The organism is Pseudoalteromonas sp. BSi20429 (genome assembly GCF_000238895.1).
GTDB lineage: Bacteria > Pseudomonadota > Gammaproteobacteria > Enterobacterales > Alteromonadaceae > Pseudoalteromonas > Pseudoalteromonas arctica.
Map to the genome: position 1 here is coordinate 1 of NZ_BADV01000081.1, position 18,568 is coordinate 18,568.

Consider the following 18,568-nt stretch of genomic DNA (forward strand, 5'->3'; position numbering starts at 1 on the left):
ATAGCGAACAACAAAAAGTATTAGCTAAAGGTGTTGATTTTTANATTTATCGATTTTTTTAGTGAATATTAGGTGCTCAAAAAACAACGGATAGCTTTTAGTTTTTGCTTATAACTTTACTTTGTTAAGTTTAAATAAAGTAAAATTTAACCAATATTATGACGCTTTTAAAGGGAACTATCGGTATAGGTTCGAGCGAGCAAGAGACGATGCTCACCTTACTTTTATAATTCATCCGAAACAAAACAAACACTTAATATTTTATAATATTAAAATTAAAACATTAAAAACTTATATTGTTCTATATTTTAGTAGCGTGAAAGAAAACGTGATTACTTAAAATGTAATTACCTTATGACTTGTTTGCCGTGTAGGTCGAAAAAATACACGCTGCTATGCACTGCACAGTGAAAACTTAAACAAAACAAGGTAACGGAGATAACTATGGCTCACCGAGTATCTAAATTACTTGCGGCAACAGGCGCAGTATTAACATGTATTTCTATTCCTTCGTATGCCGCTGTTAATGGGCTGACAGAACAAGATGAATTTAATATAAAACTTAGATCAATTTATTTTGACCGCGACTACGATAACGACGCAAGTGACGATTCAACTTTTGCTCAAGGTATAGAGCTCAATTACACATCGGGTTATATAAACGATTTAGTGAGTGTGGGTGTATCGACTTACACCGTGATGGATATTAATTCTACGGGTTCAGCCGCAGGTAATATTTTGCCAGCAGGTAATGAGAGCGGTGGAGTTGACGATAGCTTTTCTAAATTTGGACAATATTTTTTAGATTTTAAATTGGGCAACAACGGTCACGTTAAAGTAGGTGGGCAAAAAACCAAAAGTATGTTGCTTAAAAGCTCTGGGAGTCGGGCTATTCCTAATACTTTTAGAGGCGTTTTTGGCGATTACAAAATTGGTAACACTAAATTATACGGTTACGTTTACGATAAATGGAGCCGTCGACACGATGATAGGTGGGAAGACTTTTCTACCGATCAATCGGCACCTGGTGCTATTAGCGTAATTTGGGGCGTAGGTGCTACGCATAAAAAAGACAATCTAATATTAGAGGCTGAATATTTAAATTCGCACAATTATTTAAGTAAAATCGGGTTAAAAATCAGTTACGACATTAAGCTTGAGCAAAGTAAGTTAACCCTTTCAACTGGCATATTTACCTCACAAGATGATGGTGATTTATTTGTAACAGGCGCAGAGGGTGGTGACTTAGATGATGAAGATGCACCTGGTGCATTAACAGGTTTAACCAAAAGTGAAAACGATGGGTTTGCCTATTACCTAGATGCCGATTGGAAAAAAGATATTTGGAGTGTAGGTGCGGCATTTACTAAAGTAAGTGATGCTTGGATTGAAGATAATTTCAGTGGCGACCATGGTACAAACCCATTTCCAACTCGCTCATTAATTGGTGCCGATTTAACAAACCAAAATGAAACATCATGGCAAGCTCGTTTAGGAATTGATTTGAAAGCAGTATCGCCTGGCTTAACAACTAAATTTTACTACACAGACGGCAGCGATGCTGAAAACTCTGCATTGGGTAAGTTAGGTGGTACAGCCGACGAAAAATATTGGGCTGTAGATACTCGCTATAAAGTTGAGAAAATAAAAGGCTTAAGCTTACGTTGGTTATTTGTAGATTATACAACCGAAAAATCAGGCAGTGTTGATGGTGTTAAAGGCGATAGAGCTGACCATCGAGTTTATGTAGATTACACTATTAAATTTTAACATGACTTTTAATAAGCCAATGCAAATTTTATGCATTGGTTTTGTTTCCTTTTTTCATTATCTTTATGATAAAACTAACAAATCAATAATAAAAATTAAGCTAATATATGTTTTCTCTTCAACAGTGGCAATCACAGGGTCAATTTACTCAAATTAGTGGCCATCAAATTTTTACTAAAACAGCTGGTGATATAACTAAGCCTGCGCTGCTTTTAATACATGGCTTTCCAAGTGCTAGTTGGGACTGGGAAGGTATGTGGCAAACCCTTAGTGAACATTATTTTGTAATTACACTCGATATGCTAGGTTTTGGTTTGTCAGATAAACCTAAAAATGCAGGCTATAAAATTACTGAACAAGCCGACTTATATACTCAATTTTTAAAAACGTTAAATATTAATGATATACATATTTTAGCTCATGACTATGGCGATACTGTGGCTCAAGAGCTATTAGCAAGACAAGTCGTTAGCCAAAGTGACTTTAAAATAAACAGTGTGTGCTTTTTAAATGGTGGGTTATTTCCTGAGGTGCATAAACCCTTATTTATACAAAAGCTTTTACTTTCAAAGCTAGGTTGGATAGTGCCAAAATTAATGAATAAACAAAAATTTGCCAATAATCTAGTTACTATTTTTGGTAAAAGTACACCGCCTTCAAAACAAGTGGTAGACACCCTTTGGGAGTTGCTAATTTATAAAGATGGTTTAGCCGTTATGCCTAAACTCATTAGTTATATAAAGCAGAGGCAGCAAAACAGAGAACGCTGGGTTGGTGCCATCATAAATAACAATATACCACTTACGTTTATAGCAGGCGCAGAAGACCCCATCTCTGGTAAGCATATGATTGAGCATTATAAAAAGCTGATCCCCAATGCGCGCGTACAAGAGTTTGTAGAGCTTGGGCATTATCCGCAAGTAGAAAATCCAGATGCAATTACGCAGGCTTATTTGAATTTTAGATATTGCCAATAAAAACGCGGCTACTAAATTAAGTGCCGCGTTTATAAATTTTAGAACTCTGAGTATTTAGGCTTTGAACCTTAATATTTTTGCTTTGGTGCTTTTAATTGTTTTTCAAACTCATCTGAAAACAATATCGTGCCATCATCTTCCTCTGTAGGGAAGGCAGCAATAAGTAAGTCATCTTCCTCAAGGCCTGGTGTCCAGCGACTAAACCAGTCAGCAAGTGGGATTGCTTTAGCGCTGCAGCCAGCCCATTCTCCAGTTGCCCATGCTTCTGCAAATTCACGAGTTGGCCAAACTGGCACACAGTCGTCATCTTCGTTGGCAAGCATAACGCAGCCATCATCATCGTTTAAAATCCATACTTGCTTGAACTGTTGTACGGTTTCGAACATATAGGCTAGGCGTTTTTTTGCTCCAAGTCCTAAAATTACTGCGTGTTCTTCGCTTAAATTTGGCGTTGTCATAATTAGCTCACTTTTAATTACTATATCTAAATTATATGCACACAAGTATATCGAGTTATATGACAGAGTGTTGAAAAGTTGCTATTTAATTTCAGCAATGCAGATCTAATTTGTAGATTGATCAGTATAATTTCTCACTAATTTGAGCGATCATTCAAAAATAAGCTTGAATGTTTGTAAAAAGGCCACATTGTAGTAAGCATATACTTAATGAAGGATTGAAAAATGACAACTGATCTACTTGCTCCGTTTAAATTAAATAACACGATTGAGCTTAAAAACCGCGTACTTATGGCGCCATTAACGCGTTGTATGGCTGACGATAACTTAGTGCCAACACAAGATATGGTTGAATATTATGCTCGCCGTGCCGAAACCGGTTTAATTATTAGTGAAGCAACTATTATTCGTCCAGATGGACAAGGTTACCCAAATACTCCGGGTTTATTTACCAGCGAGCAAATTCAAGGTTGGAAAAAAGTAACTGACGCTGTGCACGCTAATGGCGGCAAAATGTTTGCACAGCTATGGCATGTTGGCCGTGTTGCACACCCTCACTTTTTTGATGGCGATGTACTTGCTCCATCAGCAATTGGCGTTGAAGGCTCTGTCCCTCGTATGCGTGAGCTTACATACATCACACCAAAAGCAGCCACTACTGATGATATTAAAAGTCTAGTTGCTGATTTCGCAAAAGCTGCTGAAAACGCAATTGAAGCGGGCTTTGATGGGGTAGAGATTCACGGTGCTAACGGTTATTTAGTTGACCAATTTTTACATTACGCTGCAAATACACGCAGCGACGAATATGGTCAAACGCCTGAAAACATGTCGCGTTTTGCACTAGAAGTAACCGATGCGGTTATTGCTGCTGTGGGCAGTGATCGTACTGCACTTAGATTAACACCGGGTGCTTACTTTAATATGAGCGAAGATAGCCGCGATAAAGCGGTATTTGATTACTTATTAACAGAACTTGAAAGCAGAGAATTAGCGTACTTACACGGCGGTATTTTTGACGACAGCATGCGCTTTGACTCGCTTGAAGGCAAAAGCATCTCTGAATTTTTACGAGCAGGCTACAAAGGTACATTAGTAGGCGTAGGTAGTTATAGTTTTGAGTCAGCAAAAGAAGCTATTAACGATGCTAAGTTTGACTTAATCGCTATTGGTCGTCCACTTATTGCAAACCCAGATTACATTAGCAAAATTGCAAACGGTGAAGAGTTAGTACCATACAGCGATGAAATGCTTGCACAATTGAAATAAATTACTATTTGTAATAAGTTCTAGAAAATAATTAAGACACCCAAAGTTAAGCCTTTGGGTGTCTTTTTTTGTACATATTCCCGCCATAAATCTTCCATATTTGTTTAATTTTTATGTAAATAAAGTTCATCCTCGTTGTCATATTTAAAATTCATACTGTCCGCGTTTTCATATTTCATAATTAAAATCAAACGGGACAACAATGTACGCTTTAAAAAACAAATCGCTTTTGAGCATGGCTATTGCCATGGCTGTATCAACATCTAGTTATGCTAACGACAACACCATAGAAGAAGTAACCGTGGTTGCTAAACCAACGAGCTACGCTAACAATGTTATTGAGCCTGCAATGCTTGAGCAACAAAGTTCGGTATCGAGCATATTATCGGTTATTGATAATTTACCGGGTATTAGCATAAATGAAGGTGATGCATTTGGTGGCGACGATTGGTCTACTACAATCACCATGCGTGGTTTTAGTATTGATGGAAACCAACAACAATTAGGTATGACCGTTGATGGCATTCCCAATGGTGGCTCTAATTACGGCGGTGGTGCTAAAGCTAACCGTTACTTGGAGAGTGAAAATTTAGCAACGGTAGAAGTAGGTCAAGGTACCTCTGATATTAAGTCGGCTTCACTTGAAGCACTAGGCGGGACATTTAACTTTGTAAGTAAAGACCCAAGCCTTGAAAAAGGCACTACCTTTGCTTATACATCAGGGAGTCACGATGCCACGCGTTATTACTTTAAACATGAAACAGGCACTGTTTTTAATAACACACAAGCGTACGTAAGTTACTCGCAAACAGATACAAGTCGCTGGATTGGTTCAGGCAGTAATGGGGGCAAAGACAACCAACATGCAGAGGTTAAGTTTGTATCTAGTTTTGACGACTTAACACTTACCGGACGTTTATCTTACGACGACGTAAGCGAGACAAACTATAACAGCGTAAGCCTTGAGCAGTTTGAACAAACACCCGATTGGGATCAGCTAACATGGAATTGGACGGGAGTTCCGCACTTTGACCAAATGTTTGCAGAAGGGTGGGGAACGCTTCGTGAAAATACCTTAGGCTATTTAAAATTTGAATACGCGATTTCGCCGACTTCATTATTAACCGTTAGTCCTTATTATCATAAAAATTCAGGTCGCGGCGATTGGATCCCACCTTATTTAACAACGCCGGTTGATGAAAATGGCAACCCAACAACCGAGGGTGGCACTAATGCAGGCTCTTATGGTTTTGCTGATAGTGAAGGCAACCCGCTTGCACCAAATGCCGATTGTACGCAAAGTTTGAGCTGGCCATGGGAGTCGGGTCCTGGTTTAAATCCTGCGTGTTACGATGCAACAGCAACGCCGGTTATGTCTTACCGCCATACGCATTACAACAAAGATCGTTTAGGTGTAACGGCAAATTACCAAGCTACATTTGGTGATCACGATATCGAAGCGGGCTTTTGGTATGAGCAAAGCGAACGTGATGAATCGCGTGATTGGCACAAAGTAATTGACGCGCGTATTTATCATCACTTTGATAGCACGCCTTACTGGACACAATACAAAAACACTTTTGATACCGATACATTCAAATGGTACCTACAAGACTCGATTAATTTTGGTGACTTAACATTAAATATTGGTGCAAAACAATATTTAGTTGAATTACAAAAGTACGACCACTTTGCTAACGAAAGATCAGATAAAGTAGATAGCGACTCAGACGTGTTATTTAGTGGTGGTGTATTGTATCAGCTAAATAACAGCACAGAATTATTTGCCAGTTACAGCGAGAATTTTTCAGCAATAAAAGACGGTGTACTTGAGCGAGACAGCTCAACGCTTACAAACATAGAGCCAGAAACTGCCGACAACATCGACTTTGGTGTACGTTATCAAGCTGACAGACTAACTCTTACAGCAACGGCTTACAGTGTTAAGTTTGATAACCGCATTACCTTTATTGCCCCTGGTAGTGGCACAGACGGCATTGATTACACGATTGGTACAAATGGCTCGTACGTAAATGTAGGGGGTATTGACTCAAATGGGCTCGAGCTTGCAGCAAGCTATATGCTAACACCAAGCTGGAGCGTGTACTCGTCGTATACAAATAGCAGTTCTGAGTATTCATCCGATGATCCAAATGCATACGATTCACAAGGCGTAATATTAAGAGATGAAAGTGGTAATGAGGTAGCACCAAGCTTTAGAAAAGGCGACAGCATAATAGATTCATCAGAGGATTTATTTGTGGTATCTACCGATTACTTTAGCGATGGCTTTCGTGTTGGTTTATCGGCTAAATACACCGGTGAGCGCTTAGGCGCATGGCAAGACGAAGACACTCGCACGCGCAATAAAGTAGACGGCTACACCGTACTTGATTTTAATGCAGGTTATTCAACTGACGTAGATGCAGGCCCGTTTAAAGCCATTGACGTATCGTTTGTTGTTTATAATGTTACTGACAAAAGCTACTTAGCAGGTGGTACAGGTAACGGCTCTACTTATTACATTGGTGCGCCTCGCACTGCGGCAGTTACATTGACCGCTGACTTTTAATTAGGTTTTAGTAATTGAATTAAAATATAGCCCATCATTGATGGGCTTTATTATATGAAAGGGCGCAAACGCGATGAAAACAATTATAAAAGTAACACTATTTAGCTTAAGTGTATTAGCGAGCAGCTTTGCAACAGCAGCGCAAAATGTAGTGCTGGTAACGCTTGACGGGGTACGCTGGCAAGAAGTATTTAATGGGGCTGATAATAGCTTAATTAATAATACTGATTTTGTTAAAAAGCCTGAGCAATTAAAGACCCAATTTTGGGCAAAAACAACAAATGAGCGCCTGCAATTACTTATGCCTTTTTTAACGCAAGTAGTGGCTAAAAAAGGGATTATAATTGGCGATAGAGCTAACGGCTCTACTATGTCGGTAAGTAACCCGTGGTATTTTTCATACCCTGGTTATAACGAAATACTCACCGGTGAAGTTGACGAAAATATAAATAGTAATAACAAAGTGCTCAACCCAAATAAAACTATTTTAGAGCGTTTAGATAAGTTACCTGAGTTTAAAGATAGCACTGCCTTATTTGGCAGTTGGGATGTATTCCCATACATTGTAAATACTAAGCGCAGTAACGTGTATGTAAATGCAGGTTTTATGTCAATTGAAGAGAATTTATTCACCGATGCGCCGCTGTTAAATGCGCTACAAAATGAAATTCCCAGTCCTTGGTATAACGTACGACTAGATAGTTTTACATATCGCTTTGCTAAAGCGTATATGTTGGCTAAAAAGCCTAAGTTGTTGGTGATAAGTTTAGGCGAAACCGATGACTTTGCGCATGATGGTCATTACGATCAATACCTTAAATCGGCAAGGCAAAGTGACGCCTTTATAAAAGACTTATGGGCAACCATTCAAACTACAGCGGGTTATAAAAATAACACCACACTAATTATTACTACTGATCACGGCCGTGGCAATAATGCCAATGATTGGCAACATCACAGCTCTAAACGTGCACTTGCTGAACTAGAGTTAGGTGAAAATACCTACCCAGAAGGAATTGTCGGCTCTGAACATATTTGGCTTGCAGCCATTGGCCCCGCAATAAAAGGTAGTGGCTTAATTAAAACTAAAAATGAGCTTAAACAAGCGCAAATAGCGGCGACCGTTTTAAAGGCTCTTGGGCAGAACCCAAATGAAATAAATTCAAATATGGCGCCTGCTATTAGCGAGATTTTAAAATGAAGAATCTATTAAAACCATTAACCCTATCTGCCTTGGTGTTGAGTTTGGTTATTAGCGCGAGTGTTAATGCCGCGCCATCTAAAATCCTATTTGGTTCGTGTGGGCATCAAGATAAAAACATACCCATATTTAATACAATTAACAAAGAGCAGGGGGATTTGTTTATATTTTTGGGTGACAATATTTATGGCGATACCAACGATATGGATGTACTTGCCGAAAAATACCAACGTTTAGGGGCAAAGCCTGGTTTTAAAACGTTGAAAGCGCAAACGCCTATTATTGCTATGTGGGATGACCACGATTATGGCCAAAACGATGCAGGTAAAGAGTATCCGCATAAAGAGCAATCACGCCAAATTATGCTTAATTTTTGGGATGAACCTGTAAACTCAGCGCGTCGCACTCGTCCTGATGGAATTTATACCTCGTACATGTATGGTGAAAATGAGCAAACCATACAAGTAATAATGCCTGATTTACGTTGGAACCGTGATGCGCTAAACCATGTAGGTGAGCTTGAATACTACACTAAGCGCAAACTTAATAACCAAGGCCCGTATAGTCCTAGTGAAGTTAATGGCGCATCAATGCTAGGTGAAGCCCAGTGGCAATGGCTTGAACAAGAGCTTAAAAAGCCTGCTGCAATAAAATTGATTGCCTCAAGCTTACAGCTTTTACCTGACTTTACAGGTTGGGAGTCATGGGCAAACTTTCCTGAAGATAGAAACCGTTTATTTACATTGATTAAAAAGCATAAAGTAAATGGGGTAGTGATCATCAGCGGCGATACGCACTGGGGTGAAATATCAAAGTATCAGCAAAACCTTGATTACCCATTAATTGAGATGACCAGCTCTGGCTTAACTGAAAAATGGAAAGACGTGAGTCCTAACAAACACCGAGTAGGGGATTTTACTCATAACGTAAATTATGGTGATTTAAGCATAGATTGGCAGCAAACAGATCCCACTATTTCACTTAAATTAAAAGGCATTGATGGCGAAGTAATAATGCAAAGTGACTTTAGTTTATCAAGTATTAGCCCTTATAAATAAACTCACTACTACGCACAGTATATAAAATAGATGCTGTGCGTATAAAAATCTGTAAATTAGTTCTTAACTCTCTGATTTATTAAAGCCAATTACCCGTTTGCGCTACCCCTAATATTGAAAATATCTTACACTGGTTTTATCTCAAGCAAGGTCAGTGTTATATGCTAAATATTATTCAATCAAACCGGATGGAAGCCCTGCAAGCGCAGTTCCACCAGCTGTTAAAAGTAAACCCATTGCAAAGCCCGTTCGACAAAGAAGTGGTGCTAGTGCAATCGCCGGGTATGTCGCAGTGGTTAAAAATAGGTTTGAGCGAAAACTTAGGGGTTGCGGCGCAAGTAGATTTTCCGCTGCCGTCGAGCTTTATTTGGCAGTTGTATCAGCAATTACTGCCAAATGTCCCTAAAGAGTCGGCATTTAATAAACCTAACCTTGCTTGGAAACTGTTTGCAATTTTACCTAACTGTATTGATGAGCCATTATATTTGCCGCTAAAAACCTATTTAGAAGGCGATATCGACGGGCAAAAAACCTTTGCGCTGTGCGAAAAAATAGCCGATGTGTACGACCAATATTTAATGTACCGACCGCACTGGATAGCCACATGGGATAGTGGCAAAGATGAGCTTGATGACGTAGATGTAACCATTGCCCCATGGCAACCTGACTTATGGCGACGCATTGTAAAGCTAAGTCAAGATCTTGGGCAAAGCCAATTTCATCGCGCTAACATGCAAGGGCAGCTACTTGCAGCCCTTGAGACGATGGATAATAGCTTACTGCCACAACGCATTAGCTTATTTGGTATATCGGCGATTGCCAGTTCCCAGCTAGAGGTGTTTGAAGCGCTGAGTAAAAAAACTGAGGTTATATTATTCTTTTTTAACCCGAGTGAGCATTACTGGGGCGATATTATAGATGAAAAAACAGCAGCTAAAATAAGCGCTAAATACGCCAAAATGCCGCTGGTGGAAGCGCAACAAAAAAAACAAACCAACCCAGATGAAGAATACTACTTTATAGGTAATCCGTTGTTATCGTCGTGGGGTAAATTAGGTCGCGACTATTTTGAACAACTTGTACAGTTAGATGCCCGTTGGATTGATGGTTTTATTGATGTGTTTGACGACACCTTACTAGGGCAAGTACAAAGCGAGATTTATCAGCTTGCGTTTAAAGGCGAATCACTGACCGATAACAAAGAGTGGTTTATAAACGACGAAGGTAAATTACCAATCAGCGCAACCGACACCAGTATTACGCTCAGCGATTGCCATACACCGCTCAGAGAAGTTGAGCGCTTGCACGACTACTTACTTAACTTATTTAATCAAAACCCAACGCTTACTCCCAAAGACATAATCGTCATGATGCCCGATGTAGGCACTTACAGCCCTTATATTGAAGCCGTATTTGGCGGGGCACAAGGCAGCCGCTTTATTCCTTACGCATTGGCCGATTTAGCCATAGAGCAAGAAAAGCCTGTCCTTAGTTCATTTGCGAGTTTAGCTAACTTACCGTTTTCGCGCTTTGGTGTGTCGGATATTCTCGATTTATTACAAGTGACGCAAATAGCCGAAAAATTTGGGCTTGAAGCACACGAATACGAGCAAATTCAATACTGGCTTGAACGTGTTGGGGTTAAATGGGGCATAAACGCAGCGCATAAAAGAAGCTTTGATTTACCCGCTATCGATTTAAATACCTGGCAACATGGGCTTAACCGTTTACTGCTTGGTATTGCTATGCGCGACGAACAATGCCCGTTTAACGGTATTTACAGCGCTGACGAAGTAGAAGGCATGGCGCTTGATACACTCAATAAGCTCGTGCACTTTATTGATGTACTGCAAAGCTTTAAAGAGCAGCTAACGCCTGATGACACGCTCACTAATAAAGCGCATATTTTAAGCGAGCTATTAAACGCCATATACGAAAGTGAAAGTGACGACAGCTGGGATTTATTAGTACTTCAAAACGTGCTCGAAGAGTTACAAAAGCACCACGACAACGGCGATTACAGCAAAGCGGTTTCGCAGCGTATTGTTAGTTACTTAGTTAAACAAGGCATTCAAGAAAAAGGCGTAGGGCAGCGATTTTTGGTTGGGCAAGTAAACTTTTGTACGCTTATGCCCATGCGCGCCGTACCATTCAAAGTGGTATGCATGCTGGGCTTAAACGATGCCGACTACCCGCGTAACGTACAACCTATTGGTTTTGATTTAGTGCCTTATTCTAAAAAGCAAAAAGGTGACCGATCACGTAAATTAGATGACCGTTACTTATTTTTAGAAGCGCTACTGAGTGCCCGCGACAACCTATACATGAGTTACATTGGTCGCTCGTGTTTTGATAACCAACCGCGCATGCCATCAACCCTTGTAAGTGAGTTGTTAGAATATATTGGGCGTAGTTTTGTATTAAACGAAAAGAGTGAAAAAACGCTGCCCGCATGTCTAATTAATCAGCAGCATTTACAGCCCTTTAATAGCCATTACTATTTAGCCGATGAGCAAGCAAATACTGTGCTGAGCAACCACAGTTACAATCCAATTTGGCTGCCAAGTGAGTCAATTAAACCAGAGCCAGTTATTGCGCTTGATGTGACTGTGCCAGATCAGTTAGATCTTGATGTGTTTATTAGAAGTGTGTGCAGCGCACAAGAGAGCTTTTATCAACAAACATTGGGCTTACGCCTGCCACAATTTAACGAAGTAGCAAAAGACGAAGAACCCTTTAGCCTAGATGCGCTGCGCCGTTATTTTTACCTTGATGAAATACTTAAAGCCAATATAAACGAGCAACCACTGAGTACCGAGCAAATACTGCAGCGGGGTGAGTTACCTCAAGCCAATGTAGGCAGCCTCATATTTGAGAGTATGGAGCACCGAGTTGACGCGCTTGCAGGGCAAGTAAAAGAGCACATTAAAGGCGGAAAAAGTGAGCCAATAGAAGTTTTGCTTACCATTGAAGGCACTAAAATAGAGGGATGGCTCAATCATGTTTATTTGCAAAAACAAGTGTTTTATCGCAGCGCGAGTATTAAAGCGAAAGATTTAATTAAAGGCTTTATTTATCACCTCGCAGCGCAAAGTATGGGTCAACAAGTAGAAACATTGTTACTTGGGCTCGATAAGCAAATTACCTTTGCGCCAATTAATAAAGCTGATGCCGATGCATTGTTACTTGATTGGTTTGAGTTATACAAAGCGCTGCGCGCAGAGCCGGTGCCGTTTTTTCCGGTAAGTGGTTATGAATACGTTAAAAGCGGCGGCGATATAACAAAAGCAATGAGCAAATTTAGCCCGCAATACATAGGGCGAGGCGAGGGCGAGAACCCGTATATTCGCTTAACGGTGCAATCGCTAAACGACTGCCAAGAAGAATTTATAAAATGGAGTGATAAATTGCTCACGCCTTTATTTGAACACGCAAAGGAGAGTGACCATGCAAGCGCTTAATCCTCTTACTATGCCGCTCATTGGTCAAAGTTTAATAGAAGCCAGTGCGGGTACCGGCAAAACCTATACGATTACGGGGCTGTATTTACGTTACTTACTAGGTATGCAAATAGAGGGTGAGTTAAATACGCCGCTCAGTGTTGAGCAAATTTTGGTTGTAACCTTTACCGACGCCGCCACCCAAGAAATTAAAGACCGCGTACGCAGCCGAATCATTGCTGCACGCGACGCACTGCTTGGGCAAGACCCAAATGACGAACTCATTGAAGGCGTAATTGCCAAAATTGATGATAAACACCGCGCGTTTGATTTGCTCGATGCAGCTGCTAAATCAATGGACGAAGCCGCTATTTTTACCATTCATGGCTTTTGTCAGCGGATGCTAAAACAACATGCGTTTGAGTCGGGTGTGGCATTTAATCTCGAATTTATTTTAGATGAGCGCGACATACTGCTCGAAACTATTAAAGATTTTTGGCGTGCGTTTGTATACCCACTTAACAAAGAACGCACCGATGCTATTTTAGAGGTATTTGCCGCACCAGAGGCTTTATTCGCTCAAGTGGCGAGCATTTTAAATAAAGCTAATGCGCACATTACGCCACAAATAAATTTAGACGATGTGTGGAAAGCCCGCGACGAGTACATAACCCGTGTACCCGCATTTAAAAAAGCGGTGTTAGAGCAAGAGTTTATCGGTGCTATTAAAGGCTCGGGTTTAAGCGGGTCTAAAACGCCAGCACGAAAAGGCAGCCTTAGTGCGCTTGAGGCATTTTGTTTAGGCGGCGATTTGTTTTTTGAATTTGGCACTAGCAAGTATTCGTTTGAAGTGTGGAGTACAGAAAACTTAAGCGATGCAGGCAACTATAAAAAGAATCAGCCATTATTTGTGCATCCATTACTGAGTCAGTTTGACGAGCTTGCCGCCCTTAATAACACCATAAACCAAGGGCTTAAAATAGCGGTTGTACAACATGCAGCACGCTGGGTAAAAGCCGCAATAGTTAAGCGCAAGCAAGAGCAAAGCGTTATCACCCCAGATGACTTATTGACCAATTTACACAGTGCGCTTAATAACGAGCAAGGCGACGTACTGGCGCAAAAAATTGCGCAGTTGTTTCCGGTTGCCATGATTGATGAATTCCAAGATACCGATCCGATTCAGTACGGTATTTTCAGTAAAATTTATGAGCAAAAAAATACCACGCTTGCCATGATAGGCGACCCTAAACAGGCTATTTATGGCTTTAGGGGCGCGGATATTTTTACGTATATTGGCGCAAAAGAAGCTGTACAGATTGATCAGCAATTTACGCTGGGTACTAACTTTCGCTCAAGCACCGATATAGTAAATAGCGTTAATAGTTTATTTGGCAAACACGCTAATAGCTTTATTTATAACGACGCCATACCGTTTAACGCAGTGGCTGCTAAAGGCAAAAAAGCGGATGACTCTTTTTTAATTGATGGCAAACCCGCTACCGCATTCGAATTTAATGTATTTGTGGATGAAGCTGCCGATGAAAAAAACAAACCAACCAACAAAGGTGTAGGGCAAGCGCATTTAGCCACCCACTTTGCTAATAAAATAGTGACCCTGCTTGAAAAAGCAAAACAGGGGGACGCGTGCATTGGCAGTAACCCTGTAAGCGCTGCCGATATTTGTATATTAGTGCGCGACCGTGTTGAAGCACAAATAATGAAAAAAGCGCTTAGCGAAGCCAAAATAGCCAGCGTGTATTTATCGCGCGAAAGCGTTTTTAGTCAAGAGCTTAGCCATCACCTACTTAACTTTTTAACGGCGCTACATGGTCAATACGACGAGTCATTGCTGCGCGGTGTTTTAGCGGGTCCATTATTTTGTTTAAGTTATAACGAAATACATGCACTCGCCGATGATGAAAATAAATGGCAAGACTACTTAAACTTTTTTGCACAACTTAGCCACATTTGGAACAAGCAAGGCGCTATGGCAATGCTTGAGCGCTTAATGAGCCATAATCAGCTTAGCGCTAAATGGCAAGGGTTGGGATATAACGTTGAGCGTTGGCTGACGGACTTTAGGCACTTGGGCGAAATACTTCAGCAAAAACAAATAGAGCTTGAAGGCACGCTGCGTTTGCTGCGCTGGTTTGCACAAAAGGTAAGCCAACAAGACGGTGAAACAGTACAAGTACGCCTAGAAAGTGACGCCAACTTAGTTAAAATTGTCACTATGCATGCCTCAAAGGGGCTTGAATACCCACTGGTATTTATGCCGTTTGCCAGTGGCTATCGCGAAACAAAAGAAGCGCTTTATCATAATAATGGCAAGCTAGTTTACGATTTAAGTAAAGACGAAGATGCCCTTCAAAAAGCAGAACAAGAGCGCCTAGCAGAAGATTTACGCCTGTTGTATGTAGCACTTACTCGCGCTGTGCATTTTTGTGCGCTTGGTGTTTATAACATTGGGCAAGGGCAAAGTAGCCGCTTAGCAATGCAAAGTAGTGCACTAGGGCATGTTTTATTTGCAGGGCTTGAGCTTGCCAGTAGCCAAACATGGCGCACGCATTTAAGTGAGTTTTGCGACGCTAATAGCGCGATGAGCTATCAGCAATTTACCTCGCAAACGTTATTAGAACAGGGAAAGCTTTGTTTTAGTAATAGTAAAATTGCGCAGCAAACATTAAGTGTTAATAGAGTAACGGCAAATATTGAGCGTAACTGGCGAGCAACCAGCTTTAGTGCGTTGAGCTTTAAAAAGCACAGCGACCAATTAGCCCCAGGGCGAAGTGATGAAGATCACGAAAAAGACGAGTTTGCAGTGCAAGAGGACGAACTGCCATCACCTTATAGTTTTCCTAAAGGGCCAAAGCCGGGTAGCTGTTTGCATGAAATATTTGAACAAATAGATTTTATTAGCCCAATAGTTCACTCAACTAATACCGAGCAAAACTTATCTGAGGTAGTTAAGCGCAGTCTTGAAAAGTATCACATAAGTGAGCAATGGCGAGAAGTGGCTGAAAAGTGGGTACTCGATGTTCTTGCGTGCCCCCTAGATAAAAGCTCTCTAGAAAACAGCCTTCTTTCATTAGGTGTGCTTACACCAAGCGACTGCCTAGTCGAAATGGAGTTTAATTTACCACTTGAGAGCTTAAGCGCACCTAAGCTAAACGAAATGCTGGTTAAACATTTTGGCTTTACGCAAAGTAAGCTTGAATTTTCACAAGTAAAAGGCTTGTTAAAAGGCTTTGTCGATTTAATATTTTGCTATCAAGGCAAATATTATATTTTAGATTATAAGTCTAATTACTTAGGCAGTACGCCAGCTGATTACGAAGGCGATATGCTTGAGCAAGCAATGAGCAGTCATCAGTATCATTTACAGTATTTAATCTACACGGTAGCGCTGCATCGTTTATTAAAACAACGTATAGCTGATTACTCGATAGAAACCCATTTAGGCGGCGTGTATTACACGTTTTTACGTGGAATGCCGGCAGGGCAAGGCGTGTACTTTAAAAAGCTAACTGTAGAGCAAGTAACTATTTTAGATGGCTTATTTAGCCAAGGAGCTATGCTATGAGCGATTTAAATGAGCAACCTGGCTTGTTTGACGATATTGACGAGACACTTAATAATGAAGCCGCAGAGCCTCTTACTTCAAAAAATGTAGCACAAGATGCCCCATTAGAGGACATTGTGTTAAATAATACGATTACCGAAGTCCCGTTACTTGAGTATTTATTAGCGCAAAATCGACTGCGTGTAGTTGATGTGAAGCTCGCTGAATTACTGTGTGCTAATGACATTGAGCAAACTCACAATGAACTGTTTTATATTATTTTATTGCTGTGCTTATCGCAGCAAAGCCAGCATAGCTGCCTAACCTTAAATGAAGTTGATTGGAGCAATCCTTTTAACTTGCGCAAAAGCGACTTTAATAAACTCGATGGCAATGTACCCAGTGCGCTAAGCCCGTTTAGTGATGACTTTAATGTACATACAGCGCTCAGTTATTTACAAAACCATGAAAGCGTGGGCGATAATAAACCACTACAACTGTTTAACGAGCGACTTTATTTTGCGCGCCTTGCCGGTTATGAGCAAACGCTCGCGGACAGACTATTAAGTATGAGCGAGCGAAAGCTCAATATTAATAATGAAGTATTGGCTGAACTTTTAAATACCTATTTTCCTGCTGATTCAACAATTGAAACTGATTGGCAAAAAGTGGCGTGTGCGATTGCCGCCACCAAAGGCTTTAGTGTGATCACGGGTGGCCCAGGTACAGGTAAAACTACCACAGTGACTAAGTTGCTGGCTATTTTGCAGTCACTTTATGAAACCGCGCCGCTTAGTATTAAGCTGGTGGCACCCACTGGTAAAGCAGCTGCACGTTTAAGTGAATCTATTTTAGGTGCCAAAAATAAGCTCACAACGATCCCTGATGATATAAAAACGCTGATCCCGCAAAGCGCTCAAACTATTCATCGCTTATTGGGTGTAAAACCGTTTACTAATAAATTTAGGCATAACAAAAGCAATCCGCTGCATTTAGATGTACTAATTATTGATGAAGCCAGTATGGTCGATTTATCGCTGATGGCTAAATTAATAGAAGCACTGCCCGCGCACGCGCGATTAATACTCCTAGGTGATAAAGATCAACTTGCCTCGGTAGATACCGGCAGTGTAATGAGTGATTTATGCCAAGGTTTAACACTTGGGCAAACGCCAAGCTACTCGCAAGGACGTTGTGATGAGCTAAATAGCTTATGTTTTAATAATGACCCTAAGCTCGAAGCGCAAAGTGCGAGTGAATTTAAACTTGCAGATTGCATTGCCTTTTTACAGCACAGTTATCGATTTGACGCACAAAGCGGTATTGGTCAACTAGCACTTGCGGTAAACACCAATAACACCGGTATTTTAAATTACGTAGAGCAAGAAAGTACTGAAGGGCGTTTTAACGATGTAATTTTAGATTACGACTTTGTAGCAAAACCGATTGAAAAGCTCGTTAAATGTGCAGCAAGTCATTATGCAAAATACCTTAACTTAATTGCCCAAGGTGCAGACGTTGCACAGGTGCATACTGCTTTTGCTAGTTATCAGCTTTTAGCTGCGGTACGAGAGGGCGATTACGGCGTTCATAGCTTAAATCAACGAATAGAGCGCGTGTTGCAACAGCAAGGTTTAATTACCGTAAGTCCTAATACTCACCACTACACGGGTATGCCTATTATGGTGAGCCAAAACGATTACCAGCTTAAGTTATTTAACGGCGATATTGGTATTTTAATGCCCGATGAAAGTAATCAACTCAAAGCCATATTTATTGATGAGCAAGGTAATCAACGAGCATTTTCGCCAGCACGACTCCCTGCGCACGATAAAGTCTATGTAATGACTATTCATAAATCACAAGGTTCAGAGTTTAGCTACACAGCCATGGTACTGCCACCGCTAAAACAAGCGCGCATGGGTATTAACAGGCAATTAGTGTATACGGGAATAACCCGTGCTAAAAACACCTTTGAGCTGGTGGCTGATAAAAAAGTACTACAACTAGCGATGAATAAAAGTGTATCGAGAGCGTCTGGATTGTATGAAAGATTAAAGTTTGAGAATTAAAGGTTCTGCTGGGACATAGAAGTTATTTTATTGATGTATCCACATATTTGTAGATACCAGTGTTTATGTATTGGCTATTTTAAAACTTTCTGAATCTAGTAATTAAAGCTCTTATTATTTATCGCGTTATAAATAATATCTTCTATAATAAAATTAATTTCATTTCATATCGAATGTATTAGTAGG

10 protein-coding genes are annotated in these 18,568 nt (G+C 40.5%); 9 read left to right on the forward strand and 1 reads right to left on the reverse strand.

Translation table 11 applies throughout. The annotated features are described in order from the left end of the window. Positions 1-444: 444 nt before the first annotated feature. Both P20429_RS04295 and P20429_RS04290 read left to right on the forward strand, forming a co-directional pair. Positions 445-1,770, forward strand: a complete 1,326-nt coding sequence (locus P20429_RS04295) for an OprD family outer membrane porin (protein ID WP_007585605.1) — start codon at positions 445-447, stop codon at positions 1,768-1,770. Positions 1,771-1,877: 107 nt separating this feature from the next. Further along, positions 1,878-2,747, forward strand: a complete 870-nt coding sequence (locus P20429_RS04290) for an alpha/beta fold hydrolase (RefSeq protein WP_007585607.1) — start codon at positions 1,878-1,880, stop codon at positions 2,745-2,747. Positions 2,748-2,815: 68 nt separating this feature from the next. Here P20429_RS04290 and P20429_RS04285 read toward each other — a convergent pair whose 3' ends face one another. After that, positions 2,816-3,205 carry a DUF2750 domain-containing protein gene (locus P20429_RS04285; RefSeq protein WP_007585609.1) on the reverse strand — a complete coding sequence of 130 codons (390 nt, stop codon included), beginning with the start codon at positions 3,203-3,205 and terminating at the stop codon, positions 2,816-2,818. A gap of 225 nt (positions 3,206-3,430) precedes the next feature. On the opposite strand from P20429_RS04285, the gene P20429_RS04280 reads away from it, so the two are divergent. The 7 genes from P20429_RS04280 (at position 3,431) to recD (ending at position 18,382) form a co-directional block, all read left to right on the forward strand. Continuing rightward, the gene (locus P20429_RS04280) at positions 3,431-4,474 is read left to right on the forward strand and encodes an alkene reductase (protein ID WP_007585611.1); all 1,044 of its coding nucleotides are present in this window, start codon (positions 3,431-3,433) and stop codon (positions 4,472-4,474) included. A gap of 202 nt (positions 4,475-4,676) precedes the next feature. Further along, a complete protein-coding gene (locus P20429_RS04275; RefSeq protein ID WP_007585613.1) occupies positions 4,677-7,046 on the forward strand; it encodes a TonB-dependent receptor domain-containing protein in 2,370 nt (789 codons plus the stop codon). 73 nt (positions 7,047-7,119) lie between these two features. Next, complete coding sequence (locus P20429_RS04270) at positions 7,120-8,247, forward strand: alkaline phosphatase family protein (RefSeq protein ID WP_007585615.1); 1,128 nt, start codon at positions 7,120-7,122, stop codon at positions 8,245-8,247. Next, positions 8,244-9,305 (forward strand): alkaline phosphatase D family protein, encoded by a 1,062-nt coding sequence (locus tag P20429_RS04265; RefSeq protein WP_007585617.1) that lies wholly within the window; start codon positions 8,244-8,246, stop codon positions 9,303-9,305. The genes P20429_RS04270 and P20429_RS04265 overlap by 4 nt, the downstream gene beginning before the upstream one ends. 161 nt (positions 9,306-9,466) lie before the next feature. Continuing rightward, on the forward strand, positions 9,467-12,766 hold the full coding sequence (gene recC, locus P20429_RS04260) for an exodeoxyribonuclease V subunit gamma (RefSeq protein ID WP_007585619.1): 3,300 nt from the start codon (positions 9,467-9,469) through the stop codon (positions 12,764-12,766). After that, the gene (gene recB / locus P20429_RS04255; protein WP_007585621.1) at positions 12,753-16,331 is read left to right on the forward strand and encodes an exodeoxyribonuclease V subunit beta; all 3,579 of its coding nucleotides are present in this window, start codon (positions 12,753-12,755) and stop codon (positions 16,329-16,331) included. Before recC ends, recB begins: the two co-directional genes overlap by 14 nt. Continuing rightward, positions 16,328-18,382, forward strand: coding sequence for an exodeoxyribonuclease V subunit alpha (gene recD, locus P20429_RS04250; protein ID WP_007585623.1), 2,055 nt, complete (start codon positions 16,328-16,330; stop codon positions 18,380-18,382). The genes recB and recD overlap by 4 nt, the downstream gene beginning before the upstream one ends. The last annotated feature ends 186 nt before the right edge of the window (positions 18,383-18,568 follow it).